This is a genomic window from Streptomyces sp. NPDC088387 (genome assembly GCF_044753385.1).
Lineage (GTDB): Bacteria > Actinomycetota > Actinomycetes > Streptomycetales > Streptomycetaceae > Streptomyces.
The window spans coordinates 523,920-548,482 of the sequence record NZ_JBIVNC010000006.1; the positions used below are offsets into that span (position 1 = coordinate 523,920).

Sequence of the window (24,563 nt, forward strand, 5' to 3'; positions counted from 1 at the left end):
AACCCTCGCTATTACTGGCCGGTAATATATCGTCGGCGTATCGGAAACCGCATACGTTCCGGCAACGGCCCGGACCCTTGACTGTGGGCATGACCTACAGCGAACCAGCCAGAACAGCGGCCCGCCGCACCTGGTCGCCGGTGCTCCCGTCCGCCTCGGACGTCCCGGCAGCGGAAATCACCGTTTACGGATGCGGACAGGACGAGGCCGCGCTGTTCCGGGAGACGGCACCCCTCTTCGGCGTCGTGCCGGTCATCACCGAGGACGCGGTCTCCGAGTCCAATGTCGAGCTGGCCTTCGGAAACCGCTGTATCAGCGTGGGTCACAAAACCCGGATCACCAACTCCACCCTGCTCGCGCTCAGTCGCGCCGGAGTCGCGTACATCTCCACCCGCAGCATCGGCTACAACCACATCGACGTGGCGTACGCCGAAAGCCTCGGCATGACCGTCGAGAACGTCTCCTACTCGCCCGACAGCGTCGCCGACTACACGTTGATGCTGATGCTGATGGCCGTACGGAACGCCAAATCCGTCGTCCGGCGCGCGGACCTCCACGACTACCGGCTGAACGACGTACGCGGGAGGGAACTGCGCGACCTGACCGTCGGGGTCGTGGGAACAGGGCGTATCGGCGCGGCAGTTGTGGACCGGCTGCGGGGATTCGGCTGTCGCATCCTGGCCCACGACAGTTCTCCCAAGGTCGACGCCGACCATCTGCCCCTCGACGAGCTGCTGCGCTCGAGCGACATCGTCACGCTCCATGTGCCACTCACCGCGGACACCCGCCATCTCCTCGACCACCGGCGTATCGGGCGGATGAAACCCGGCGCATTCGTCGTGAACACGGGACGCGGTCCACTCGTCGACACCGAGGCCCTGGTCGAGGCCCTGGAAAGCGGAAATCTGGGGGGTGCGGCGCTGGATGTCCTCGAAGGGGAGGAGGGGATCTTCTACGCCGACTGCCGGGACCGGCCCATCGACAGCAAACCGCTGCTGCGGCTCCAGAACATGGCGAACGTGCTCATCAGCCCGCACACGGCCTATTTCACGGACCACGCCCTGAGCGACACGGTCGAGAACTCCCTCACCAACTGTCTGACATTCGAAAGCAGGCTTCAGCATGGCTAGATTGAAGGTCGGGATCATCTTCGGAGGCGCCGGCGAGGAGCACCCCGTCTCCGTCAAGTCCGCGCGGCAGGTCGCACAACACCTCGACACCGAGAAGTACGAACCCTTCTACGTCGGGATCACCCGGAGCGGCGCCTGGAAGCTCTGCGACGGACCCGGCGCGGACTGGGAGAACGGCGACTGCCGCCCCGCCCTGCTGTCGCCGGACAGGAGCGTCCGCGGTCTGCTCGTCCTGGACGAGGGAAAGTACGAACTGATCAGCCTGGACGTCGTGTTGCCCGTCGTCCACGGCAGGTTCGGCGAGGACGGCGCGATGCAGGGGCTGCTGGAGCTCTCCGGCATCCCCTACGTCGGCTGCGACGTCCAGAGCTCCGCGGTCTGTATGGACAAGTCCCTTGCCTACGTCGTCGCCAGAAGCGCCGGAATCGCCACACCGGAATTCCGGACGGTCACGCCGGGCGAGAGCGTCGACCCCGGTGAACTCACCTATCCCGTCTTTGTGAAGCCGGCCCGCTCCGGGTCGTCCTTCGGCGTCAGCAAGGTGACCCGTGAGGAGGAACTCCGGAGCGCCGTCGAGAGCGCGCGGCAGTACGACTCCAAGGTGCTGATCGAAGAGGGCGTCGTCGGCAGCGAGATCGGATGCGCCATCCTCGGAAACGATCCCGACCTGATCACCGGCGAGGTGGACCGCATCGCCCTCTCGCACGGATTCTTCAGGATCCATCAGGAGGCGCGGCCCGAGAGCGGTTCCGACAACTCGGTGGCCGTTGTTCCCGCCGACATTCCCGCGGCTTCCCGGACCCGCGTCCAGGAAGCGGCGAAGGCCGTCTACAGCGCGCTGGGATGCAGCGGACTGGCACGGGTGGACATGTTCCTCAAGGAGGACGGCGAGGTCGTACTCAACGAGGTCAACACCCTGCCCGGACTTACCTCCTACAGCCGCTATCCGCGGATGATGGCGGCCGCGGACCTGCCGCTCGGCGAAGTGATCGACCGGCTTGTGTCGTTGGCACTGGCAGGGAAGAGCCGATGAGAGACGACTTCGTCTTCGTGGACGAGCTGGTGTCCGGAATACGCTGGGACGCCAAGTACGCCACCTGGGACAACTTCACCGGCAAACCGGTCGACGGCTACCACGCGAATCGGATCGTCGGCACCAGGGCCCTGTGCGCGGCACTGGAGAAGGCACAGCAGGAGGCCGAGTCGCTCGGCTTCGGACTGCTTCTCTGGGACGGATACCGCCCACAACGCGCCGTGGACTGCTTTCTCCGCTGGGCCGAACAGCCCGAGGACGGCCGCACAAAGCCACGCCACTACCCGAACATCAACCGGGCCGAGATGTTCGAAAGGGGGTACGTGGCCACCAGGTCGGGACACAGCCGCGGAAGCACCGTCGACCTGACCCTCTATCACCTGGAGAGCGGTGAACTCGCCGCCATGGGTGGTGGCCACGACCTGATGGACTCACGGTCCCATCACGGCGCCGACGGGACCACACGACGCGAAGCGGCGAACCGCCGCAATCTCCGCTCCCTCATGGACGCCTGCGGATTCAGCTCGTACAGCAGCGAGTGGTGGCACTACACCCTCAACGACGAGCCCTACCCCGACACCTATTTCGACTTCGCGGTCACGTAATTCCGAACACCAGCAGTGAACGAGGACAGACGATGACACAGGTGGACACGGCCGAGACCGGACAGGACGAGACCCGACAGGGCGAGAGCCGACAGCGCGTGACCCGACAGGGCGAGGCGGACCGCGAGATCACGGGCGGCCCCGGAAGTCACCGGGCCCTCGCGACCCGGAGCCTGCGTACACGGATCCGCCGGACCGTCCGTCGCGCCGCACGGCCCGAGCCCTGGAAGCGCGGCCGGCTCCTCGCCGGGCTCGCGCTGCTGCTGGGCCTCGTGATGATGCTGCACGCATGGATCCCGAACCGGATCGGGAACCTCGGCAGTCTGGTGGAGACCTTCCTGCCCTGGCTCGGCGTGTTCGTCCCGGCCCTGCTGGCCTGCGCGTTGTGGCGCCGCTCCGCCTCCGCCGTGGTCGCGCTGCTGCTGCCGAGCCTGGTGTGGCTGAGCCTCTTCGGCGGTGTGCTGAGCGACAAGTCCCGGCCGGGCGGCGACCTCACCGTGGCCAGCCACAACGTCGGCGCCGACAACCCCGATCCCGCCGGCACCGCCCGCGACCTGATCGCGTCCGGCGCGGACGTACTGGCTCTGGAGGAGATCACCCCGCAGGCCCTGGGCACGTACGAGCAGGAGTTGGCGACGGCGTACCCGTTCCACGAGGTGCAGGGCACCGTCGGACTGTGGAGCAGACTGCCGCTGTCGGACACCCGGGCGGTCGACGTGAAGATGGACGCGGGGGCGCTCGCGGCCACCCTTCCGGACGACGTGCAGGCGGAGTACAGCCGCGGACTGCGGACGACAGTGGCCACGGACCAGGGGCCACTCGCGGTGTACGTCGCCCACCTGGGCTCGGTACGGGTGAACCCCAGGTCGGGTCTGTCGGCGGGCCGGCGGAACGCCGGCGCGCAGTCGCTCGGCGAGGCCGTCGCCGCGGACCGCAGCGAGCGGGTGGTGCTGCTCGGCGACCTCAACGGCAGCACGGACGACCGTGCCTTCGCCGACCTCACCTCCGGGATGCGCTCCGCCCAGGACGCGGCCGGGGACGGATTCGGCTTCACGTGGCCGGTGGAGTTCCCGGTGATCCGGATCGACCAGATCCTGGTCCGTGGAGTGGACCCGACGCGCTCATGGGTGCTGCCGTCCACCGGCAGTGACCATCTGCCGGTGGCCGCGGAGATCAGCTGGTGACACCGGGAGCGGGGATCTCCATGTCCATCAGCGGACCGTACTGCTGCCCGCCGTAGCAGTCGGTGTCGTGGATGTCTCCCTGGACGGTGGGGCGGGGCAGGGAGACCTTCACGGCGAGGGCGTGCGGGTGGTTGACCACGAGGATCCGCTCCGGGGCGATGCCGTAGAGGGCCGCGAAGAGGGCCTGGTTGAGGAAGCCGGTGGCGACGAGGGCGTCGTAGGCCGCGTGGTCGTGACACATGAAGTCGAAGGTGAGGGTGAAGGGGCCGGCGTTCTTCGAGCGGATCAGGGAGCAGTGGTCGAGGAGGGTGGTCATGGGTCACAGCTCCTGGGTGGTGGTGCGGAAGAGTTCGGTCGGGGTGACGCCGGTGGCCACGTGGTTCAGGGTGAAGCGGTACAGCGGGCCGCGGTCCGTCTCCGGCGGGGAGTAGGGGTAGGCGAGGGTGGAGACCAGGCCGTCGTACTCGGCGATGGGCAGATGGCTGCTGGCATGGGTGACGAAGGTGGCGATGGCGTGCGCGGTCGCCTGGTCGGGGGCGGTGACGGTGATGAGGACACCGAGTTCCCGCGGGTCGAGCGGGTCGGGTTCGGTGGCGGCGAGCACCGCGCCCGCGCCGTAGAGGCGGTAGTCGATGTCGATGTCGGCCGGGTCGACGGTTCCGTCGAAGACGTCACGGATCTTGGCGTCGAAGTACTGCTTGGCCAGCGGCAGCAGCTTGGGAAGGGTGTCGATGACGACCCGGTCGCGTACGCCGCCGATGGCGATGGTCTGGTAGCCGACGAGTTCGGCGCCCTCGAGTTTGTTGGTGTAGCCGTCGGACGGCAGATAGCGGGCCCCGCGAACCCGCACGGTCCGGTCGTCGACGGCCTCGTAGGTCGCCTCGGTGGTGTCCAGGACTCCCGAGGGCTCGGCAATGTGGAACGGGTCGGCGTTCTCGTACAGCGTGTGCGCGGCGACCGAACGTGGGGTCAGCCGGGTGTCCGGCGCGAGGGTCGTGACGTCGAAGTGGTCGTCCCGCAGCGTGGCCAGCAGGCCGTTCGCCGACGGCGGTACGGCACAGGCGGCACCGCACTCGACGGTCTTGGCCATGTGCCAGGTGAGCCCCGGGTCGGCCCCGCGCATGTGGGGAAGCGCGGCGAACAGCGCGGTGTCACTGGCGCGACCGGCGAGGACCACCTCGCAGCCGTCCCGGAGGGCGTCCTGGATCGGCTCCACGCCCATCATCGCCACGGTGTGGCCGCGCGCGAACGACTCCCGGTCGATGGCGGGCGCGTTCGCGAGCGGCTGGATGCGGCCGGCGTCGTAGAGGTCCTGAAGACGGGCCGCGGGCTGGTCGGAGTAGATCAGCCCCAGCTTGAAGTGGAGGCCCTCGTCGGCGGCGATGGACCTCACGAGTCCGGCGACCCGGTCGACACCGACGTCCCGGCCCGATGTGCCGCAGGAGCCGATGATCAGCGGAACACCGAGCTCGTCCCGCGCCCGCAGCAGGATCCGCAGGTCCCGGGTGACGGCCTGGGCGGACAGCTTCGGGGTGCCCGAACCGAGCGCGGCGGGCCCGGAGTCGGTGGACCCGGCGTCGCAGGCGATCACATCCGGACGGGCGGCGACACCCCGGGCGAAGGCGGCGGAGTCGAATCCGGCGCCGAGGGCCCCGGTGGGGGCCAGGATGCGGAGTTCCATGAGGGGTGTGCCTTTCGTCATGCGGGTGGGAGGAGGCGGGTGGGAGGGGACGGGTGAGACGGGACGGGGGGACACCGCGGGTGAGTACGACGGGTGGGTACGGAGGGTTCGTACGGCGGACCGGTACGGGCCGTCAGCCCGCCACCCGGTCGGGCGCACGCCGGGCCAGCCGCGTGAAGACCAGGAACGTGACGGCGGCGAAGACCGCCGCGTTCAGCAGCATGTAGCGCCAGCTCGTGAGGTCGATCGTGGTGCCGAGGAGCGCCGGGCCCAGCGCCATGCCCGACTGGGAGGCGATCGTGTACAGGGCCGTGTAGGTGCCCAGCACCCGCTGACCCGGTGCCAGGTTCCACAGGGCGACCAGCGCGTTCACCGCGAACGAGGCGTATCCGAGCGAGGACAGCACCATCGACGTGATCGTGCCGGGCACGGTGGGGAAGGCGAAGCCGACGAGCAGTCCCGCGACGAACAGCCCAACTCCGTAGCGCATGGAGCGCAGTTGGCCGAGCCGGTTGGAGGCGAACGCGATCGGCAGCACACAGACGAGGAACGCGACGGCGCCGGGGAGGGCCAGGCCACCTGCCTCGCCGCGGGTCAGGCCGAGGACCTGTGTGCCGTACGGCGTCATCAGTGAGCGCAGGGCGGACCACATCCCGGCGAAGCAGAAGATGCCGACCATCAGCAGGAGCGCGGGGCTCGACGGTGTGCGTACCGCGTCCTTGAGCACGGCCCACGGCGAGGCGAACTCCCGTACGTCCTCCGCCTGTTCCTCGGGGAGGGCCGCCGTGGTGTGGCGCCGGCCGAGGAAGGCCCAGGACAGCCCGAGCACAAGGAGCATGAGGAGTGGGGGAATGGCGAAGGCGAGGCGCAGGCTGCGGTCCACGACCAGCAGGCTGATCAGGGAGGAGATCACGATGGTGAGACTGACCCCCGCCTTGACGAAGCCCTGCGCCTTGCTGCGGTTCGACGCGGCGACGTAGTCCGAGACAAGGGTCTCGGTGACGCCCTTGAAGGCGTTGGCGACGGCGGCGAAACCGACCACGCACAGCATCAGCACGGGCAGGCTGGTCGCCCAGGGGATGAGGACGAACGGCACGGTGGCGATCGCCGCGCCGATCAGGACGATCGGCCAGCGGCCGGTGCGACGGCGGGCCAGCCGGTCGGAGAGGAAACCGACGGACGGCTGGGTGAAGATGCCCCAGGAGTGGTCAAGGCCCATGATCAGGCCGATCACTCCGGCGGAGGTGAAGTAGTGCCGCAGCTGTTCGGGGACCTGGGCGTCGTAGAAGTTCCACACCGCTTCCTGGGCGAAGACGGCGAGGGTCACCCACAGCACCGCGCTGCGGTTCATTCGGTCGCCGACGCGCGGGGGCGGCACCGAGGGGCCCGCGTCGGCGGCCGGCGGAGAATCGGGCATCATCACGGCTCCTGTGCTACATGCTATAGCAAAAGGGTTGCCTGTCGGCCGGGCGCATCCCATACGCTCCGGCGGTCGGGCGGCGGTTCGAGGGTGGTGGTCGGGCGGGCTCGGGGTGGGGCGGGCGGCGCGGGGTCAGCTGCTGGAGAGCTGGACGAGCGCCGCGCGGTGGTGCCGCGCGGCCAGCTCCTCGGCGCGGTCCTCGTCCCGTTCGAGAAGGGCGTCCAGGATCTGCCGGTGCTCGCGGTAGCGGGCGCGGAACGTCTCGGCCCGCTCGGGGGCGAGCCTCATGGTGAGGTCGAGACGCTCCTCGTCGCTGAACGCGCGGGCCTGGCCCAGCAGTCCGGTCAGGACCGGGTTGCCCACGCACGCCTCCACCTGGTGATGGAAGAGCCGCAGATTGCGGAACACGGCGGTCAGCCGGTCGGCCACATCCGCCTCCGGCCCCTGCTCGGCGACCGTCTCCTCGATGCCGACCACCATCCGGTCCGTCCGGGCCAGCAGGGACACCAGGTCGGTGAGCTGCTCGGCGGACGCGTTGCGCGCGGCGAGCCGGGCCATCAGCGCGGACAGCCGTACCTCGGCCTCGACGATCTCCGAGCGTGCGGCCGAGGAATGGTCGGCGATCCGCAGGGCCCTGGGCCCCACCCGTTCGACCACCTTCTCGTGCACCAGCTGGCGCAGCGCCTCGCGCACGGGGGTGGGGCTGACGCCGAGCCGGGACGCGAGATCACGTTCGGTGATCTTCTCGCCCGGCCGCAGCGCGCCCTCGCGGATCGCGTCCCGGAGCCGCCGATAGGCCTGGTCGGCCAGCGACATCGTCTCCATGGGCCCCAGGGCGTCAGTGCTCATGCCCGCAAGACTGCCCCTGCTATAGCAAACAGTCAATGGTCCGGGGAGAAGATCCTCGGGCCGAGGTTCAGCCGTGTGCCGCCGGGGCGGGCGCCGGTTCCTCCCGGGGAGCGGGCAGCCCCGCGGTGAGCCGCGCGCCCTCGATGTCGAGATCGGGCAGCCACCTGCCCAGCCGGCCGGGCAGCCACCACGCGGCGTGCCGGGTCAGGGCGAGGACCGCCGGTACGAGCGTCATGCGGACCACAAAGGCGTCGATCAGGACGCCGAGCGCCAGCGCGAACGCGATCTGCTTGAGGATCATCGACTCGCTGTGCACGAACGCGGCGAACACCGAGACCATGATGAGCGCGGCGGCCGTGACGACCCGGGCGCTGTGCCGGGCGCCGGTGTGAACCGCGTGCAGGGGCCGGCGGGTGTGGGTGTACGTCTCGTGGATGCGCGAGACGAGGAACACCTCGTAGTCCATGGCGAGTCCGAACAGTACGGCCATGACGACGACCGGCAGGAACGAGGCGATCGGGGTCGCGCCGTCCGCCCCGACGAGGCTCTGGAGGTGCCCGTTCTGGAAGACGGTCACCGTGGCACCGAAGGTGGCCGCGACCGACAGCAGAAACCCCAGTGCGGCCTTCACCGGCACCACGACGGACCGGAAGACCACCAGCAGCAGGAGCAGCGACAGTCCGACGACGACGGCGCCGAACGGCACCAGCGCCGAGGACAGCTGGGCGGACACGTCGATGGCCACCGCGGTCTGCCCGGTCACCCGGATCGTCGCTCCGGTCTCCTCCCGCACGCTGTGCTCCCGGTCGCGGATGGTGGTGACCAGGTCCTCGGTCGCCTGCGCGTCCGGGGCGCTCTTCGGCACCACCTGGATCACCGCGTACGTGCCGTCCTTGTTCAGCGAGGGCGGCGTCACGACGGCGACGTCGTCGAATCCGCGGAGGTCCTGTGCGATCGAGTCCGCCGCGGCCTTGGGGGAGTCGGCGCCCCCGGTGTCGGCGAGGACGACCAGCGGGCCGTTGAACCCGGGCCCGAACGCCCGGTCGACGGTGTCGTACGCGGCACGCTGCGAACTGTGCGCCGGGGCCGATCCGTTGTCCGGCAGGGCCAGGGCGAGATCCCTCGCGGGCCACGCCAGCGCGCCGAGCGCGCCCAGCACCACCAGCACGGTCAGCCACGGCCTGGCCGTAGCGAGCCGCACCCAGCGCTCACCCGCGTTCGCCGCCACCTTCTCGTCGGCGGCGACGGCCTCCTCGCGGCGTGCGGCCCGCGAGCCCGGCTTCGGGGCGAGGCGCCGTCCGGCGAGGCCGAGGATCGCCGGCAGCAGGGTGAGCGCCACCGCGACGGCGACGAGTACGGCGAACGCGGCGGCCAGGCCCATCACGGTCAGGAACGGAATGCCGACCACCGATAGGCCCGCCATCGCGATGATCACCGTCAGGCCGGCGAAGACCACCGCCCCGCCCGCCGTGCCCACGGCCGTGCCGGCCGCGTGCTCGGGATCGTCACCGCGGGCGAGCTGCGCGCGGTGCCTCGTCAGGATGAACAGCGCGTAGTCGATGCCGACCGCGAGGCCGATCATCAGCGCGAGGGTCAGTGCGGTCGACGAGATGTCCGCGACGCCGGTCAGCGCGAGCACTCCGGCCACGCCCGCGACGACACCGGCGAGCGCGGTCAGCAGCGGCATCCCCGCCGCGAGCAGCGAGCCGAACGTGATCGCGAGTACGACCACGGCGACCGCCACACCGATCAGGTCCTGCGCGCCGGGCTCCGCGCCACCGCCGCCGAACGCCTGACCGCCGAGGTCGACGTCGAGGTCCGCGGCGCGGGCCGGCGCCGCCGCATCGTCCAGGGCGTCGAGGCTGCCCGCGTGCAGATCGTCCTCGTCCACGGCGTACGAGACCTCGGCCACCGCCACCCGCTGGTCGGCCGAGACGGTCCCGGCCCGCTGCGGCGAGGTCACCCCGACGACCTGCGGAGCCTTGGCGGCCTCGGCGAGCGTGGCGTCGATCGCCGCCGCGAGGCGGGGTTCGGTCACCTTCTGGCCGGGCGGCGCGGTGAACACCAGCTGCGCGCCCGTGCCCGCCGTTCCGGGGAACTCGCGGCCCATGGTGTCCAGCGCCTGCTGGGACTCGGAGCCGGGAATGGAGAAGTCGTTGTCCAGCTTGGCGACGCCGCCGAACAGCGACATCGCGGCGATCACGGCGGCCAGTACGGCAAGCCATATCGCGAGCACCAGCTTGCGGCGGCGGAAGCCGGCCCGGCCCAGCCGGTACAGAAGGGTGGCCATGGAAGTGCTCCAGGTGGAAGGTGCGGGGGATCACCCCGGCACATAAAGTGGCAGCGCTGCCACTTTACAGAAAACTGGCAGCACTGCCACTTTGATCGGCGGGCGCGGGAGGAGATGATCGCGGGCATGGAGAGTCCCGGACGCCGTGAACAGAACAAGCAGAAGACGCGCAAGGCCATCGAGGACGCGGCCTCCCGTCTCTTCGACGAGCACGGCTTCGCCAACACCACGGTCCGCGACATCGCCCAGGCCGCAGGCGTCGGCGAACGCACCTTCTTCCGCTACTTCCCCACCAAGGAGTCACTGGTCGCCGGCCAGGTCCGCGAACTCATCCCGCGCCTCACCCGGCTCCTGCTCGACCGGCCCGCCGACGAGCCCCCCTACACCGCTCTGCTCCACGCCGTCCTCGAACTCGGCGCCCAGTACGACGTCCCACCGGCCGTGTTCATCACCGGCCCGCCCGCACGTCTGGGCCCCGAGACCGACCGGTTCCTCCTCTTCGACCTGGAGAAAGCCGTCACGGACGCCCTGTGCCAACGCCTCACACTCTCCGCCCCCGACGAGGATCACGCGAGGATCCGCCTCCGGGCGGCGGTCAAGGCGCGGGCCGGCGTCGCCGCGATCCGAGCGCTGTTCGCCGTACGAGCCGACTTGGGCGAGACCGGGCGCACCATCGGCGGGCTGAGCGGGCTGGTCCGGGAGGCCTTCGAGGCGCTGGACGGGCCGTGACTCCCCGGCACTCATATCGGCTGGTTATCCTGGACGGGCGGACGTACCGCCGTAGCCCCAGCCGGAAGGCGTTGCGCGGCGGCACAGCACCCACCCCGGCGATAAGGCATGGCTATGAACGAGCGCCTCAATCTCGAAGGACTCAGGTACGCGCAGGCGGTGGCCGAGACCAAGTCGTTCAGCGCGGCGGCCCGCGCGTACGGCGTGACACAGCCGGCCCTGTCCAACGGCGTCGCCAAGCTGGAGGAGCGCCTGGGCGGCCGGCTCTTCGACCGGTCCCCGCGCGGTGTGACCCAGACGGCGTTCGGTGCCCGGATCCTGCCGCTGGTCGAGCGCGCGCTGGTCGCGCTCGACGCCGTCGGTGCGGAGGCCCGGCGGCTGAACGAACCGGCCCAGCAGAAGATCCGTATGGGCATGTCGCCGCTGATCGGCTCGCGCCTGGTCGCCCAGGCCTTCGGAGTGGTCCGCGACCTGCCCGCGCCACGCGACCTGGTCCTGCGCGAGGCGAACATGCAGGACCTGCGCGCATGCCTCCTCGCGGGTCAACTGGACATCATCCTGATCCCGGCCGTGGCCGCGATGCCCCGCTTCGAGCACCGGGTCATCGACGTCGAGCCGATCGTCGTCGTCACCCCCGACGCGGCGGACGCGGCCCCGCTCGAACTCGAGGACGCCGGCAAGGAGCGCTTCATCCTCGTGCCGGACACCTGCGGGCTCACCACCTTCACCCGTCAGCTCTTCGAGGCACAGGAGATGCCCCTGCTGACGTATCCCGGTGAGGCCGCCGGCTACCAGGTCCTCGAGGACTGGACCAGGCTGGGCCTGGGATCGGCGATCGTCCCCCGGTCCAAGCTCACCTCCCCCGACGTGCCCCACCGGCCGCTCGTGGACGCGGGCCGCGAGGTGCAGATCTCCTTCGAGGCGGTGTGGAGCGCCGACTCCCCGCTCGGCGACGACCTGCTCCACCTCGCCGACAGCCTCGCGTCCACCCGCGCCGGCGGGACCTGACGCCGTACGGCCCGGTGTCAGGCGTAGGACCCGAGCCAGCTCATCTTCCTCGCTTCCTGGTACGGGCCGCCGCCCTCGTGGTCGTTGAAGTCGTAGACCTCGATCGCCTTGTCCTCGTGACCCCATGCGTTGAACGCGGCGAACACGGTCGACGGCGGGCAGGTCGTGTCCTCCAGGCCGGTCGAGAACAGCGCGGGCGCCCGCCCCCGCGCGGCGAAGTGCACGCCGTCGAAGTACGACAGAGTGCGCAGCGCCTGAGCCGTACGGCCACGGTGTGTCTTGAGGTACTGCCCGATCTCCCGGTACGGGGGACGGTCGGTCAGGACGGTGGCGCGCGGGAAGTCGCACAGGAACGGCACGTCGGGGGCGACCGCGACGAGGTCGGGCACCAGGCCGCCGACGGCCAGAGCCATCCCGCCGCCCTGGCTTCCTCCCGTCGCCGCGGTCCGCGCCGCGTCGGTCAGGGGGTGCGAGCGTGCCGCCTCGACGGACCGTACGGCGTCCGTCAGCACCCTGCGGTAGTAGTAGTTCTCGGGAGCTTCGATGCCCCGGGTCATAAAGCCGGGGTACGCCGGACCCGCACCCACCGGGTCCGGCGTGGCACCGCCACTGCCGAAGGAACTTCCCTGGCCGCGGGTGTCCATCACGAAGTGCGCCCGGCCCGTCGACGCCCACAGCAGACGCTCGTGCGCAAGGCCGCGCCCGCTGCCGTAGCCGACGAACTCCACGACCAGCGGCAGGGGTTCGGCGGCGCCGGCAGGCAGGCGCAGCCACCCCCGGACGGGGTGGCCGCCGAACCCGGCGAACGTCACGTCGTACACCTCGACCGTCGAAAGGCCCGTCTCCACCCGCTCGAAGCGGGCGTCCAGGTCGTGCGCGCGGGCCTCGCCCAGGGTCTTGTCCCAGAACGCGTCGAAGTCCGAGGGTTCGACGGACGAACTGCGGTACCCCTGAAGTTCGTGCAGGGGCAGGTCGAACAGTGGCATCAGTCGCCGCCTTTGTCGTGAAGGGCTTGCGGATTCCGGAGATCGGCCGACGGGCTGATTCAGCCGACGGGCGGAACCGGAATGGTGGTGCTGATCGGGGCGGAGCCGTTGATCATGCGGGTGGCCGCTCCGGAGAGCCGCATGTAGAAGTTGGACGACACCCGTGTGCCGTCGGCGTCGAGCGTGAGGAAGTACTGGTTCGCCGGGATCTGCGACGCGTCCGTCGCGGCCGGCGCGATGGCGGTGGCCTCGTCGTACTCGTCGAACATGGCGATGAACGCGGACCTCGTCCCGCAGCGGGCCACGGCGACGGCCTGCTGCCACATGAAGTTGCCCGCCCTGCGCGGGATCTCGTTCCTCGGGGACCCGGGCTTCCAGTTGGACCAGGCGAAGCCGGGGAAGATGACCGGCTGGTAGTCCTGGCCGTTCGCCCGGAGCCGGGCCATGTCGTCGTTGAACAGCTGCTGGTCGACGACGGAGTTGCCGACGTTCCACGGGGAGACCATGTGGAGCGCGTTGTACACGGGCCCGAACCCGGGCTTGGCGTTGGAGTCCGTACGCCAGCCGCGGGGCACCCCGCCGATGACGTAACAGCCCCTGTTCTTGAACCAGTTGACCAGCTCCAGTGAACCCTCCATCGTGCCCGCCCGGTTGGACACCCCGAGGCCCCACAGATGGACCACCGGCCTGCCGCCCTCGCGGGTGTACGCGGGCGAGTTGGTCAGCCCGAGACTGCCGGTGATGGTGTTCGTCCAGTCGGTCCGGATCGCCGAGACCAGGTTGGCGTCGTTGAGGCCGCTGATGTCGTACTCGATGTAGAAGCCGCGCCCGTACTTCTGCGCCGCGTCCCGTGCCTTGGACTGGATCTCGTTGCGCTGCCGGAACCGCGGCTGGTCGATGGCAACGATGTCACTGCCGAAGCGCTGAAGGGCCGCGCCGTCGATTCCGTGCTGCTGCATCCACCGGAAGTGCTGGTCGACCACCGCGGTCGAGTGCGAGCTGAAGAGCTTGGCGGGTGTTCCGTTGCGGAGATTCGCGTAGCCCGTCTGGTAGAGGCCCGCGGCGGGGTACGCGGAGATGTCCGGGTACAGCTCGAAGGTCTGGTTGCCGGGGGACGGGGAGGTGCCCGTCGACCAGTGGGTCCACTTGTTGACGGGGGAGTTGTCGCCGGTGCAGGCGAACCAGCCCTGGTAGCCGACGTAGACCTTGCCCTTGACGGCGGCGGCCGCCGCGCTGCCGGCCTGCTGGGCGACCGGGGCCGCACCTGCCTGGGAGAGGCCGCCCGCCCCGGCCCATACGGCCGCTCCGGCGCCCAGCGCTCCCGCGCCGCGCAGGAATGTCCTTCGGGAATGGTTGTGCTCGCTCATGTCAGACCTTTCCTGTGCGGAGTTCAGCGCGTGGATGCGGAGGCTGTCCGCAGCGGGACGAGCGAGGAGGGAACGGCGCGCAGCGCGTTGTACCAAACGGGCGCCATCTTGTCGTAACCCGCTTTGGTGGGGTGGATTCCGTCCGCGAGATCGGCCGTGGTCAGCGCCTCGTACATACGCACCAGATGGACGCGCCTTCCCTTCTGGGCCACCACGGAGGGAATCGCCGCGTTGTAGGCGCGGACCCGGCCTTCGAGAGTGGCGTTCGACTGCGGGGGAATGGTGGCGACGAACAGTTCGCAGCGCGGCTTCGCGGCCCGGATACGGTCGATGAGTCCGGAAAGGCGCGCCGGGGCGTTCGCGATGTCGTGGTTCTGGTTGAGGTCGTTCGTGCCGATCAGCAGCATGATGGTGCGCGGGTCGGACTGCGGGAGCCAGGTGCCGATCTGCGCGTCGAGCTGGTCGATGCGCCAGCCGGAGTGACCCTCGTGGTCGTGGTCGCCGAGTTCCGCCGGGCCGTTGGTCATCGAGCCGACGAAGTCGACGGTGTGGCGGGCGGCGGCCAGCAACTGCCAGAGCCTGACCCGGTAACCACCGGGATACGAGGTGAATCCGTCGGTGATCGAATCGCCGAGAGGCATGATGCGCACGCCCCCATTGGATTCACCCGGGACGGCGGCAGAGGCGGGGAGGCGGTTCAGTGTGAGTCCGGCCGCGGCAAGCGCGCCGCCGAAAACCACCGTACGTCGGGACAGCGAGGAAGACATCGAGAACTCCCGTGGGGGACGGAGTCGACTTGCTCGGGGGATGGGGCAGCGGGATGACCAGGTGCCTTGAGCAAGGAAATGCAGAGCGCCCGGTCGCGTCAACACTTCCGCGCCGTTCCGCCCGACCGCGTTCGCGGCTGGAAACGTTGTTTTCTTCCAGCGCGCCGGACGTTTCCGCGGTGTGAACTGGCGGCGTCCGCACTGTGACCGACTTCGTACGACGAGCCGGGCGCTCGTTGCCGCCGCGCGCGTGGGGCGTAAGTACTTTTACAGTCGGGGGAGTTCGCCGCCCGGCGCGGGCGTCGCGGGGATCGCCGGCCGGGGGAGCCACGACCGGTCGGGAGGACAGCGCTTACCGGGCGTCAGGCGGCGCCCTTGTGTGTGCGCAGGCGCGGTGCGAACGACATGTGGAAGACACCCGCCGCCGCGCCGACCGCCGCCGCGGAGGCGCTCAGCGTCGAGTAGGTCACCCGGACCGGACGGACCCGCCGCGCCATCGGGAAACGGTTCACCGACGCGGAGATCTCCGCCAGATACAGCTCGGCGACCTCGGGAGGGACCGCGGGTCCACCGATGATCATGAGATCGGTGTCGTACAGATCCGTCATGGCCACCGCACCTCGTGCCACCACCCCGGCCACCTGCCGGATCGCCGTGATCGCGCGGGTGTCGCCCTGGGCCGCCGCCCGGCACACGGCGTCGTACTTGCCCTCGCCCTCCGGGAGGGTGAGCCCCGCCTCCAGGGCGCGGGCGACCACGGCGGACATCGGAGCGCACTCGGGCACCATCGCGGGCCCGCCCTCGGGCGTCACACGGTCGAGGGCGTAGGCGGTCAGCTCACCGAACTCACCGGCGTTGCCGGAGGCGCCGCGGTACACGTCCCCGTTGAGGAACGCCCCGCTGCCCGCCCCCGCACCGAGATAGAGATAGACGAAGTCGGTACCGCTCTCCCCGGCGCCCAGCCACTGCTCACCGATCGTGGCCGCGGTCGCGTCCTTCTCCAGGATCACCGGAAGGTTCAGCACCCGCCCGAGTTCCGTACGCAGCGGAACCTCGCTCCATCCCTTCCACAGGGGCGGGTTGAGGAGCACCCCCTCGTGCACGTCCAGCGGACCCGGCGCGGCGACCCCGACGCCGAGCAGCTTCGCCGCGATCGGCCCGGCCTCGGCGACGGTCTGCGCCGTCGTCCGCCGCATCCACTCCAGGCACGTCCGCGGATCACTCTGCGCGGTGAGCGCCAGCGAACGGCCGGCCCGGACCGTGCCACACAGATCGACGAGTACGAGGGTGATCTTCTCCGGGTCGATGTGGATCCCGATGGCACACGCCGCGTCGGGGCGCAGGGTGAGCGGCACACGCGGCTTGCCCCGGCCCGTCGAACGACGCCCCTCCTCCAGCAGGAACCCGGTCGTCAGCAGGCCCCGGGTGATACGGGAGACCGCCTGCGGGGTGAGCCCGGTGCGCTCCGCGATCTCGACGCGGCTGAGCGACCCCTTGACCCTGACGGACTCGATCACCAGCTTCTCGTTGTAGGAGCCCAACGCCATCTGGTCGAACGCGCGGTGCACACCGCGCCGCTGGGGCCGTGTCTCCTTGCGCGTCTCGCGCACCCACCGGAACGGTGTGCCGGGCGGCGCCTCGGGCAGATGCCGTGCCGCGTCGGCCAGCGAGTCCAGCGCCACACGGGCGGCGTGCGGCTGGTGCCGCAGTTCGAGCTGGGCCAGCAGACAGACGGTCGCCGGCCAGCTCATGGCGGCAGGGGCCCGATGCCGGCGCGCACTCGCCGGCAGCCCGACCGGACCCGTCGCATCGCCCCAGGTGAGGACGTGCAGGGGGCGTGCGGACCCGGGCAGGGTGACCCACGGTGGCATCACGGGCGGCACCACGGGCGGGACCGCGGCAGTGGCCCGGGGTTCCGCGGGCCGCGCCTGTCGTGAACCGTCGCCGGTCGGTGCCGGTGCCCGCACCGGTGCTGGTGCCGTCGCCCGGTCCGTGTCTCCCGGCTGCGTCTGCCGCATCACGGCGCTCAGTGCCGCGTACCGCATCTGCCGTTCCTCGGCCGTCGCGCCCCCGTACCGCGGCTGATGTGTGGGGACGCTCTCGGCGACCACCACGAACGCCGAACCGTCCGCCGACGACCCCGCCGCGAGGAGCTCCGGGCGCCGGCAGGGCAACGGCGGATCGACCGGCAGAAGCAGCGCCGTGCCGGCCTCGCCGGGCCGGACGTGCCAGCGCTGCCACACCTTGCCGAGGGCCGTGTGGGAGATCCCGAGGTGGTCGGCGAGCGCCCGTGCCGACCAGGCGCGCTGGGGTGCGGCCGGTCCCGCGAGGGTCGCGGCGACGACATCGGCCTCGTCGATACGTGCCGGGCGACCGCTGCGCGGCCGGTGTTCGAGGCCGGCCAGCCCGTGCGCGGCGTACCGCTGCCGCCAGGCCGTCACCGTGGGGCGGGAGATGCCGAGTCTTCGCGCGCTCTGGGAGACGGACAGGCCCGCCGCCGCGTCCAGCACCACGCCGAGCCGAACGGCCCGGTCCCTCCTGCCCTCCGCCCACGAACCGAGTGCGGCGAGATCCCCGTCCGTCAGCGACAACCGGCTCGACTTCGGCATGGTCCTCTCAAACGCCGTCGGCTGGAAAGGTACTTAGTGGCCGTCCGGTCCACCTCGGCACCCGCGCCCCCCGAACCCACCGAGGCCCGCCGCAGCGCCGACCACCTCGATGTATGCGCTTTCTACGCCCCCATCTCTACACGGCGGCCGAACGCCCGGCAAGAGCGGGCGGGCCGGCTTTGCCGAACAGGGCGTCGCCGTCGATCAATCCATGGGATTTATGCGGCACTCCGAGCGGCTCGGGCGGCGACGCGGGGGTCAGTTGCGGCCGGCCATCACTCCGCCGTCGACGTCCCAGACCGCGCCGGTGACCCAGTCCGTCCGGTCCGACAGGAGGAACGTGACGGTGGCGGCCACGTCGTCGGGGGTCCCGGTGCGGCCCAGCGGGTGGAAGGAGTTGAAGCCGTCGAGCGTGGAGTCGAGCGCGGCCCGCGGGATGAACTCCTCGTAGATCGGGGTGCGTACGACGGCCGGGGCGACGGCGTTGACACGGATGCCGTGGACGGCGAGTTCCATGGCGAGGTGCTGGGTCAGGGAGTGCAGGGCGGCCTTGGCCATCGAGTACGCCGACGAGGGGGTCGCGGCGACGGCCTGGTGGGCCCACATGGAGCCGATGTTGACCACGGATCCGGTCGCGCCCCGGGCGGCCATGTTGCCCGTGACGGTCTGGGTGAGGAAGAAGAAGGCGCGGTTGACGGCCTGGTAGCGGTCGTAGTCCTCGGCCGTGTGCTCCAGGAACGGCTTGGGCGCGAAGACGCCGGCCGCGTTGACGAGCAGGGTGGCGTCGGCGTGCTGCTCGGTGAGGGTGGTGCGCAGACGGTCCACGGCGTCCGGGTCGGTGAGGTCGGCGGCCAGGCCCACCGCCTTGCCGTGGGTGGCCAGCTCGGAGGCTGCCGCGTCGGCGCCGGCCTGGGTGCGTCCGGTGATGACCGCGGTGCCGCCCGCGTCGAGGACATGGCGGGCCACGGCGTGGCCCATGCCGCTGGTGCCTCCTACGACGATGACCTTCTGGCCGGTGAAGTCGGGGTGGTGGGTGGACATGTGGTGCTCCTGATGTGAGGTGGGGTGAGTAGGCGACCCGGGCCGGATGTGCGGGTTGGCCGGGCCAGGTGTGAGGGCGGGTCGGGTGTCCGGGTGGGTCGGTACCGGGGTCGTTCAGGCGTAGGGGTTGAGCGTGAGGTAGCCGTCGACGCGGCCGATCCGGTCGGAGGCGGGGTCGTCCGGGAGGGCGTGGCCGAGGGACGCGGACCGCACCTCGCCGATCCACTGGTCGTGCTGGTACTCGTGGTTGATCAGCGCGGTGAGCAGAACCGAGCCGACGACGGCCAGTTGGGTGGGTGCGCCGACACGGCCGGCGGCGATGTCGCCGATCCGGGCGTGGACGCGCTCGGCGACGGTGTCGCGGAACTCGGTCAGACGCCGCACCGTGGGAAGCGCACCACGGAACTTCTCCGGGTTCGCCGAATCCATGATCCCGTCCAACTCCGGGTCGGGGCTGGGCTCGGCGGCGGTGAGGTTGCGGACCATGAAGTGCGCGACGTGTGCCTGGTGACCCAGGTGCCAGCCGATGGCGCTGGAGTTCTCCTCCGGGCGCCAGGTCACCTCGTCGGGTGTGAGGTCCTTCCACAGTTCGTCGGTGTAGGCGCGGGCGAGGTCGTACTCGCGCAGTAGCGCGGTGAGGTCATGCATGGCTCCGCCTGTGTGGGTCGGGGAGGGGGCCTGTGCCTCCCTCGGTGGGCCGGTCATGGGCGGGGCCGCGATCGGCTCCGCGTATGCCGGTAAAGGTAGGCAGGGCAGGTGGGGTCCGGTAGAGGATCCCGCTGAATCCGGCTATAAGCGCCCTGTATGAGTTGGGCAAGCTGCCCAGGTCATAGTCATGGCCTATCGCCGCATTCACGGATGTCTTCTACCGGGCCGGTTTCCCGCTGCCTACGGTGGGATCCGGTCGGGGTGCGGATGGTTCCGTATAACCGGCAGCTATGTACATCGCCGAGATCGAAGGAGCAGGGCGCCATGACGGACACCCATGTGACCATGGCCGTGACCGAACCTCTGGGGGCCTTGAGTCCGTCGGTCACGCGGACGTCGTCCCCCACGGGCACCTGGGTCCGTGTGTCCGTCGTGGCGAGTGGTGTGTGCAACGCGGACATCGCGACCGCCGCGGCCACCGGCGACAACACCGACTTCCCGGTTGTTCCCGGACACGAGATCGCCGGAGTGGTCGCCGAGTTGGGCGACCGGGTCGAGGGCTGGTCCGTCGGGGACCGGGTGGCCGTCGGCTGGTTCGGCGGCAGTTGCGGGCACTGCGCGTACTGCCGGGAGGGCGATGTCGTGCACTGCGCCGAGCGCAAGGTTCCCGGCCTGTCGTACCCCGGCGGCTGGGCGCAGAGCGTCACCGTGCCGGCCGACGCGCTCGTGCGGGTACCGGACGGACTCGACCTCGTCGACGCGGCCCCGTTCGGCTGCGCGGGTGTGACGACCTTCAACGCCGTCCGCAGGGCGGGTATCCGGCCGGGAGGGCGGGTGGCCGTGTTCGGAATCGGCGGACTGGGCCATTTCGCCGTGCAGTTCGCGAGCGCCCTCGGCTACGAGACCGTCGCGATCGCGCGGGGCGGCGACCGGGAGGAGGCCAGCCGTGCCCTTGGCGCACACCACTACATCGACAGCAGCGCCCGGGCGCCCGGAGCCGCCCTGAGGCAACTCGGCGGAGCCGACCTCATCGTCTACACCGCCTCCTCCACCGCACCCGTCGACGAACTGCTCACGGGTCTGAGGACGCACGGGCAACTCACCCTCGTCGGGGTCGACGCGGGATCGGTGACGGTACCGGCCGCGCGGCTCGTCATGAACGGCCACACCCTCACCGGACACCTCACCGGAAGCGCCCGCGAGACCGAGGAGGCGATGCGGTTCGCCGTCGTCACCGGCGTACGGCCCGTGGTGGAACGTATGCCGCTGGAGCAGGCCGCCGAGGCGGTCGGCCGTCTGCGCGGCGGAGCTCCCCGCTTCCGCACCGTCCTGGAAACCGCCTGATCCGAAGGGAACCGACTCCCGAAGGGATCCGACTCCCGAAGGATGCGACACCCGAAGGATGCGACACCCGAAAGGAAGCAACACATGTCCCACGGGGACAGCCACTCCGAGACCGACAGTCACGACGTCATCGTGGTCGGCGCCGGTGCCTCCGGCATGGCCGCGGCCACCGCCCTGCACGCGGCCGGCCTCACCCCGCTCGTCCTGGAGGCCCGTGACCGCGTCGGCGGACGTCTGCTCTCCGCCACGACAGCGCATCCCGGCAGAGCCCTCGACCTGGGCGCCACCTGGTTCTGGGACGGCGAGGACAACGTACGGGCCCTTGCCGCACGTACCGGAGTCGAGACCTTCGACCAGCATCTCGCCGGCGACACGCTCCTCCAGGAGGCCACCGGCATCCGCCGCCTCACCGGCAACCTGATCGACGCCCCCACGTCCCGCCGTTTCGCGGGCGGCGCCCAGCGCCTCGCCACGGCCCTCGCCGCCGCCCTCCCCGACGGGGCCCTGCGGCTGAGCACCCCCGTCACCGCCGTAGGGGTGGCAGTGGGGCGCGGCGGTCTCGCCGTGCACACCGGCGCCGAGGGCGTCGACACCCTCTACGCCGAGCACGTCGTCCTGGCCCTGCCACCCGCCCTCGCGCTGGAACGCGTCGACTTCGGTGGCGCGCTGCCCGCCGACCTGGCCCGCCTCGCCCGGTCGACTCCGGTGTGGATGGGGGCCGTGGCCAAGGTCGTGGCCCGGTACTCCTCGGCGTTCTGGCGGGACGACGGTCTGGCCGGTGCGGCGTTCAGCAGGACCGGTCCGCTTCAGGAGATCCACGACATGTCGGGGCCCGGCGGCGAACCGGCCGCCCTCTTCGGATTCGCACCGGCGGGTGCTGTCCGCGCCGGCTTCGGCGAGGCCGTCACCACCCAGCTCGCCCAACTCTTCGGCCCCGCCGCGGCCACTCCCGTCACGCTGCATGTGCAGAACTGGAGCGAGGAGGTATGGACATCGCCGTCCTCGGTCCAGCAGCTCACCGACCACTCCCTCTTCGGCCATCCCCGCTATCAGAGGCCCGCGTTGGACGGCCGTCTGCACTGGGCGTCCACCGAGACGGCGACCGACCACGCCGGCCATGTCGAGGGAGCCCTCGGCGCCGGAGCACGGGCGGCCCGCTCGATACTCTCGGCACTCGGCGTCCCACGCCGGCACAGCACCACCGCCACCACGACAACCGGATAGGGATCCCTTCCATGGACCGTCATTTCGATCTCGTCGTCATCGGTTCGGGTTCCGGGAACTCGATCGTCGACAGGCGGTTCGCCGACTGGGACGTCGCGGTCGTCGAGAAGGGCGTCGGCCCGCTCGGCAGTTTCGGCGGCACCTGCCTCAACGTCGGTTGCATACCGACCAAGATGTTCGTGCACACCGCCGACACCGCCCGCGCGCCGGAGCACGCGGCCGAGCTGGGCGTCGACCTTGCTCTGCACCGCGTCGACTGGCCCGCCGTACGGGACAGGATCTTCGGCCGTATCGATCCGCTCGCGGCGGGTGGCGAACGCTTCCGTGCGAGCGGGCGCGACAACGTGACCCTCTACCGCGGCACGGCCCGGTTCACCGGCGAGCGGCGACTGACGGTGGAGACGGAGGATGGTCCCGTCACGGTGACCGCCGACAAGGTCGTGGTGGCCGCGGGGAGTCGCCCGGACGTCCCCGAAGTGCCCGGTCTGGACACGGAGTCGGGGTTCCACACCAGTGACACGGTCATGCGGATGGCCCGGCTGCCGCGCCGTATGACGATCCTCGGCTCGGGGTTCGTCGCCGCTGAACTGGCCCATGTGTTCTCCTCGTTGGGCGTCGAGATCACCGTCGTCGCACGCGGCGACGTGCTGCTTCGGCGCGAGGACACGGACATCGCGCGCCGGTTCACCGAGCTGGCGCGGGAGCGCTGGAACGTGCTGCTCAACCGCAAACTGTCCGGTGTCCGCAGGGAGGGCGACACCCTGCTGCTGGACGTCGAGGGACCCGACGGCGCGGCGACGCTGGAAACCGACGAGTTGCTCGTCGCGACAGGCCGCCGTCCCAACTCCGATCTCGTGGACGCGGCCGCGGGCGGGCTCGCGCTGCGTCCGGACGGCAGGATCGTGGTCGACGCGCGGCAGGCGACCTCGGTGCCGGGAGTGTGGGCCCTCGGTGACATCTCCTCGCCGTGGCAGCTCAAGCATGTCGCCAACCACGAGGCCCGTACCGTCCAGCACAACCTGCTGCACCCCGACGCCCCACGCGCGTCCGACCACCGTTTCGTCCCGCACGCGGTGTTCTCCTCGCCGAGAATCGCGTCGGTGGGACTGACCGAGCAGGAGGCGCAGGCCTCCGGACGCCGCTACGTCACCTCGACCCGGGCGTACAGCGGTATCGCGTACGGCTGGGCCATGGAGGACACCAGCAGCTTCGCGAAGGTGCTCGCGGACCCGGCCACCGGGGAACTGATCGGCGCCCACATCATGGGCCCGGAGGCGGCCACACTGATCCAGCCGCTGATCCAGGCCATGTCCTTCGGGCTGGACGCCCGCTCCATGGCCGCCGGCCAGTACTGGATCCACCCGGCGATGCCCGAGGTGGTCGAGAACGCCCTGCTCGACCTGCCCCTCGACTGACCTGCCCCTCGACCGACCGGCCCCTCCACCGGACCGACCTGCCCCTCGACCGACCGGCCTCTCCACCGGCCTGCCGCTTCGACCGAGGTCTCCCGGACCAAGCTCTCTCGGATCCGCGGTGTCGGCAGTATGGCGCACCCAACCTGGATAAGGAATACTGCATACAATCTTCCCCGTGAGCTGCGGACGGAGCCACCGATCAGCCAGTTCGGTGGCCGTCGGCACGACACGAACAGGAGCCGTTCCATGTTGTTCCGGCAGCTCGAGTACTTCGTCGCCGTGGCCCGAGAGAAACACTTCGCACGGGCCGCGGATGCCTGCTTCGTCTCCCAGCCGGCACTTTCGATCGCCGTCGCCAAGCTGGAACGGGAACTGAACGTCACACTGATCAACCGGGGACACAACTTCGAGGGCCTGACCCCGGAGGGTGAGCGGCTCGTCGTCTGGGCCAAGCGGATCCTCGCCGAGCACGACGCGTTCAAGGCCGAGGTCGCGGTCATGCGGTCGGGTATCACCGGCACACTGCGGCTGGGGACGGGGCCCACCGTGTCGACGACCACCGCGCTGCCCGTCGCCGCGTTCTGCGCGATGCACCCGCTGGCCCGGGTGAAGGTCTGCTCACGCCTTTCCTCCGCGGAACTGGTCCGCCAGCTGCGCGAGTTCGAACTGGACGCCGCCATCGCCCACTTCGGACCCGAGGAACTGGAGGGCCTGGAGGTGGTGCCGCTCTACGAGGAGCAGTACGTGCTGCTGGTCTCCGGCGAGCATCTGGTGCCGGCCGGCCCCACCATCACCTGGGCCGAGGCGGCGCAGCTCCCGCTGGCCCTGCTGACGCCGGACATGAGGTTCCGCCAGTTCATCAACGACGCCTTCGAGACCTGCGGCACGGTCGCGGCGCCCCAGGTCGAGACGGACTCCGTCGCCTCCCTGTGCGCCTACGTCGGCACGGGCAGCTGGGCGAGCGTGGTGCCGCACACCTGGCTGGACAGCATGCCGGTGACCGGCCCGACGAGGGCCGTGCGGCTGGTCGCGCCGGATACCAGGGCGCAGATCTCGGTGGCGATCCACGCGGCGACTCCGGGTTCGGTCGCCGCCAGGGCGTTCCGCAACGTCGTCGCGGGGCTGTCGCTCGACGAGGCCTTCGCGGCGACCCGGCCCCCCGTCGCAGTGGCGTGCGGCACGGCCGTGGACCCGTACGAAAGACAGCCCTTGGCTGTCAGTGGGGCGGACTGA

Annotated in this window: 21 protein-coding genes; 10 read left to right on the forward strand and 11 right to left on the reverse strand. The window is 70.6% G+C overall.

Annotation, left to right across the window (positions count from 1 at the left end; all coding sequences use genetic code 11):
• Nucleotides 1–89: 89 nt before the first annotated feature.
• The 4 genes from vanH to ACIQAC_RS19260 are packed head-to-tail and all read left to right on the forward strand — an operon-like array spanning nucleotide 90 to nucleotide 3,952.
• Nucleotides 90–1,130 carry a D-lactate dehydrogenase VanH gene (gene vanH / locus ACIQAC_RS19245; protein ID WP_402192571.1) on the forward strand — a complete coding sequence of 347 codons (1,041 nt, stop codon included), beginning with the start codon at nucleotides 90–92 and terminating at the stop codon, nucleotides 1,128–1,130.
• Nucleotides 1,123–2,163, forward strand: a complete 1,041-nt coding sequence (gene vanA-Sc, locus ACIQAC_RS19250; RefSeq protein WP_402192572.1) for a D-alanine--(R)-lactate ligase VanA-Sc — start codon at nucleotides 1,123–1,125, stop codon at nucleotides 2,161–2,163. The genes vanH and vanA-Sc overlap by 8 nt, the downstream gene beginning before the upstream one ends.
• On the forward strand, nucleotides 2,160–2,768 hold the full coding sequence (vanX, locus tag ACIQAC_RS19255; RefSeq protein ID WP_402192575.1) for a D-Ala-D-Ala dipeptidase VanX: 609 nt from the start codon (nucleotides 2,160–2,162) through the stop codon (nucleotides 2,766–2,768). Before vanA-Sc ends, vanX begins: the two co-directional genes overlap by 4 nt.
• A 32-nt stretch (nucleotides 2,769–2,800) precedes the next feature.
• Entirely contained in the window at nucleotides 2,801–3,952 is a 1,152-nt protein-coding gene (locus tag ACIQAC_RS19260) for an endonuclease/exonuclease/phosphatase family protein (protein WP_402192578.1), read from the forward strand.
• Here ACIQAC_RS19260 and ACIQAC_RS19265 read toward each other — a convergent pair.
• From ACIQAC_RS19265 to ACIQAC_RS19285, 5 genes are all read right to left on the reverse strand, one after another.
• Entirely contained in the window at nucleotides 3,942–4,268 is a 327-nt protein-coding gene (locus ACIQAC_RS19265) for a DUF4387 domain-containing protein (RefSeq protein WP_402192581.1), read from the reverse strand. The genes ACIQAC_RS19260 and ACIQAC_RS19265 overlap by 11 nt on opposite strands.
• A gap of 3 nt (nucleotides 4,269–4,271) precedes the next feature.
• Nucleotides 4,272–5,633 (reverse strand): acyclic terpene utilization AtuA family protein, encoded by a 1,362-nt coding sequence (locus ACIQAC_RS19270; RefSeq protein ID WP_402192584.1) that lies wholly within the window; start codon nucleotides 5,631–5,633, stop codon nucleotides 4,272–4,274.
• Between the two features lie 133 nt (nucleotides 5,634–5,766).
• Nucleotides 5,767–7,053 (reverse strand): MFS transporter, encoded by a 1,287-nt coding sequence (locus ACIQAC_RS19275; protein ID WP_402192585.1) that lies wholly within the window; start codon nucleotides 7,051–7,053, stop codon nucleotides 5,767–5,769.
• 132 nt (nucleotides 7,054–7,185) lie between these two features.
• Nucleotides 7,186–7,902, reverse strand: a complete 717-nt coding sequence (locus tag ACIQAC_RS19280) for a GntR family transcriptional regulator (RefSeq protein WP_402192587.1) — start codon at nucleotides 7,900–7,902, stop codon at nucleotides 7,186–7,188.
• 67 nt (nucleotides 7,903–7,969) lie between these two features.
• The gene (locus tag ACIQAC_RS19285; protein WP_402192590.1) at nucleotides 7,970–10,192 is read right to left on the reverse strand and encodes an MMPL family transporter; all 2,223 of its coding nucleotides are present in this window, start codon (nucleotides 10,190–10,192) and stop codon (nucleotides 7,970–7,972) included.
• 126 nt (nucleotides 10,193–10,318) lie between these two features.
• Here ACIQAC_RS19285 and ACIQAC_RS19290 point away from each other — a divergent pair, with 126 nt between their 5' ends.
• Both ACIQAC_RS19290 and ACIQAC_RS19295 read left to right on the forward strand, forming a co-directional pair.
• Nucleotides 10,319–10,921, forward strand: a complete 603-nt coding sequence (locus tag ACIQAC_RS19290; protein WP_402192592.1) for a TetR family transcriptional regulator — start codon at nucleotides 10,319–10,321, stop codon at nucleotides 10,919–10,921.
• Nucleotides 10,922–11,035: 114 nt separating this feature from the next.
• The gene (locus tag ACIQAC_RS19295; protein ID WP_402192594.1) at nucleotides 11,036–11,929 is read left to right on the forward strand and encodes a LysR family transcriptional regulator; all 894 of its coding nucleotides are present in this window, start codon (nucleotides 11,036–11,038) and stop codon (nucleotides 11,927–11,929) included.
• Nucleotides 11,930–11,946: 17 nt separating this feature from the next.
• Here the strand turns inward: ACIQAC_RS19295 and ACIQAC_RS19300 are convergent, their stop codons facing one another.
• The 6 genes from ACIQAC_RS19300 to ACIQAC_RS19325 all read right to left on the reverse strand — a co-directional run bounded on the left by ACIQAC_RS19300 (nucleotide 11,947) and on the right by ACIQAC_RS19325 (nucleotide 19,347).
• Complete coding sequence (locus ACIQAC_RS19300; RefSeq protein ID WP_402192596.1) at nucleotides 11,947–12,915, reverse strand: acetylxylan esterase; 969 nt, start codon at nucleotides 12,913–12,915, stop codon at nucleotides 11,947–11,949.
• A 59-nt stretch (nucleotides 12,916–12,974) separates the two neighbouring features.
• Nucleotides 12,975–14,282 carry a glycoside hydrolase family 71/99-like protein gene (locus ACIQAC_RS19305; protein WP_402192598.1) on the reverse strand — a complete coding sequence of 436 codons (1,308 nt, stop codon included), beginning with the start codon at nucleotides 14,280–14,282 and terminating at the stop codon, nucleotides 12,975–12,977.
• A gap of 23 nt (nucleotides 14,283–14,305) precedes the next feature.
• Nucleotides 14,306–14,923, reverse strand: a complete 618-nt coding sequence (locus ACIQAC_RS19310) for an SGNH/GDSL hydrolase family protein (protein WP_402192701.1) — start codon at nucleotides 14,921–14,923, stop codon at nucleotides 14,306–14,308.
• Between the two features lie 488 nt (nucleotides 14,924–15,411).
• A complete protein-coding gene (locus ACIQAC_RS19315) occupies nucleotides 15,412–17,658 on the reverse strand; it encodes an ROK family protein (protein WP_402192600.1) in 2,247 nt (748 codons plus the stop codon).
• Nucleotides 17,659–17,916: 258 nt separating this feature from the next.
• On the reverse strand, nucleotides 17,917–18,699 hold the full coding sequence (locus ACIQAC_RS19320) for an SDR family NAD(P)-dependent oxidoreductase (RefSeq protein WP_402192602.1): 783 nt from the start codon (nucleotides 18,697–18,699) through the stop codon (nucleotides 17,917–17,919).
• A 114-nt stretch (nucleotides 18,700–18,813) separates the two neighbouring features.
• The gene (locus tag ACIQAC_RS19325; RefSeq protein ID WP_402192604.1) at nucleotides 18,814–19,347 is read right to left on the reverse strand and encodes a DinB family protein; all 534 of its coding nucleotides are present in this window, start codon (nucleotides 19,345–19,347) and stop codon (nucleotides 18,814–18,816) included.
• Between the two features lie 324 nt (nucleotides 19,348–19,671).
• Here ACIQAC_RS19325 and ACIQAC_RS19330 point away from each other — a divergent pair, with 324 nt between their 5' ends.
• The 4 genes from ACIQAC_RS19330 to ACIQAC_RS19345 all read left to right on the forward strand — a co-directional run bounded on the left by ACIQAC_RS19330 (nucleotide 19,672) and on the right by ACIQAC_RS19345 (nucleotide 24,563).
• The gene (locus tag ACIQAC_RS19330; RefSeq protein ID WP_402192606.1) at nucleotides 19,672–20,691 is read left to right on the forward strand and encodes an alcohol dehydrogenase catalytic domain-containing protein; all 1,020 of its coding nucleotides are present in this window, start codon (nucleotides 19,672–19,674) and stop codon (nucleotides 20,689–20,691) included.
• A gap of 84 nt (nucleotides 20,692–20,775) precedes the next feature.
• On the forward strand, nucleotides 20,776–21,915 hold the full coding sequence (locus tag ACIQAC_RS19335; RefSeq protein WP_402192608.1) for a flavin monoamine oxidase family protein: 1,140 nt from the start codon (nucleotides 20,776–20,778) through the stop codon (nucleotides 21,913–21,915).
• A gap of 11 nt (nucleotides 21,916–21,926) precedes the next feature.
• Nucleotides 21,927–23,330: a mycothione reductase gene (locus ACIQAC_RS19340; protein WP_402192610.1), complete on the forward strand. Its 1,404-nt coding sequence runs from the start codon at nucleotides 21,927–21,929 to the stop codon at nucleotides 23,328–23,330.
• A 246-nt stretch (nucleotides 23,331–23,576) separates the two neighbouring features.
• On the forward strand, nucleotides 23,577–24,563 hold the full coding sequence (locus ACIQAC_RS19345) for a LysR family transcriptional regulator (RefSeq protein ID WP_402192612.1): 987 nt from the start codon (nucleotides 23,577–23,579) through the stop codon (nucleotides 24,561–24,563).

What these genes read in the sequence shown, in the direction of transcription:
- vanH (WP_402192571.1), top strand. Translation starts at nt 90, where the DNA reads ATGACCTACAGCGAACCAGCCAGAACAGCGGCCCGCCGCACCTGGTCG.
- vanA-Sc (WP_402192572.1), top strand. Translation starts at nt 1,123, where the DNA reads ATGGCTAGATTGAAGGTCGGGATCATCTTCGGAGGCGCCGGCGAGGAG.
- vanX (WP_402192575.1), top strand. Translation starts at nt 2,160, where the DNA reads ATGAGAGACGACTTCGTCTTCGTGGACGAGCTGGTGTCCGGAATACGC.
- ACIQAC_RS19260 (WP_402192578.1), top strand. Translation starts at nt 2,801, where the DNA reads ATGACACAGGTGGACACGGCCGAGACCGGACAGGACGAGACCCGACAG.
- ACIQAC_RS19265 (WP_402192581.1), bottom strand. Translation starts at nt 4,268, where the DNA reads ATGACCACCCTCCTCGACCACTGCTCCCTGATCCGCTCGAAGAACGCC.
- ACIQAC_RS19270 (WP_402192584.1), bottom strand. Translation starts at nt 5,633, where the DNA reads ATGGAACTCCGCATCCTGGCCCCCACCGGGGCCCTCGGCGCCGGATTC.
- ACIQAC_RS19275 (WP_402192585.1), bottom strand. Translation starts at nt 7,053, where the DNA reads ATGATGCCCGATTCTCCGCCGGCCGCCGACGCGGGCCCCTCGGTGCCG.
- ACIQAC_RS19280 (WP_402192587.1), bottom strand. Translation starts at nt 7,902, where the DNA reads ATGAGCACTGACGCCCTGGGGCCCATGGAGACGATGTCGCTGGCCGAC.
- ACIQAC_RS19285 (WP_402192590.1), bottom strand. Translation starts at nt 10,192, where the DNA reads ATGGCCACCCTTCTGTACCGGCTGGGCCGGGCCGGCTTCCGCCGCCGC.
- ACIQAC_RS19290 (WP_402192592.1), top strand. Translation starts at nt 10,319, where the DNA reads ATGGAGAGTCCCGGACGCCGTGAACAGAACAAGCAGAAGACGCGCAAG.
- ACIQAC_RS19295 (WP_402192594.1), top strand. Translation starts at nt 11,036, where the DNA reads ATGAACGAGCGCCTCAATCTCGAAGGACTCAGGTACGCGCAGGCGGTG.
- ACIQAC_RS19300 (WP_402192596.1), bottom strand. Translation starts at nt 12,915, where the DNA reads ATGCCACTGTTCGACCTGCCCCTGCACGAACTTCAGGGGTACCGCAGT.
- ACIQAC_RS19305 (WP_402192598.1), bottom strand. Translation starts at nt 14,282, where the DNA reads ATGAGCGAGCACAACCATTCCCGAAGGACATTCCTGCGCGGCGCGGGA.
- ACIQAC_RS19310 (WP_402192701.1), bottom strand. Translation starts at nt 14,923, where the DNA reads ATGCCTCTCGGCGATTCGATCACCGACGGATTCACCTCGTATCCCGGT.
- ACIQAC_RS19315 (WP_402192600.1), bottom strand. Translation starts at nt 17,658, where the DNA reads ATGCCGAAGTCGAGCCGGTTGTCGCTGACGGACGGGGATCTCGCCGCA.
- ACIQAC_RS19320 (WP_402192602.1), bottom strand. Translation starts at nt 18,699, where the DNA reads ATGTCCACCCACCACCCCGACTTCACCGGCCAGAAGGTCATCGTCGTA.
- ACIQAC_RS19325 (WP_402192604.1), bottom strand. Translation starts at nt 19,347, where the DNA reads ATGCATGACCTCACCGCGCTACTGCGCGAGTACGACCTCGCCCGCGCC.
- ACIQAC_RS19330 (WP_402192606.1), top strand. Translation starts at nt 19,672, where the DNA reads ATGACGGACACCCATGTGACCATGGCCGTGACCGAACCTCTGGGGGCC.
- ACIQAC_RS19335 (WP_402192608.1), top strand. Translation starts at nt 20,776, where the DNA reads ATGTCCCACGGGGACAGCCACTCCGAGACCGACAGTCACGACGTCATC.
- ACIQAC_RS19340 (WP_402192610.1), top strand. Translation starts at nt 21,927, where the DNA reads ATGGACCGTCATTTCGATCTCGTCGTCATCGGTTCGGGTTCCGGGAAC.
- ACIQAC_RS19345 (WP_402192612.1), top strand. Translation starts at nt 23,577, where the DNA reads ATGTTGTTCCGGCAGCTCGAGTACTTCGTCGCCGTGGCCCGAGAGAAA.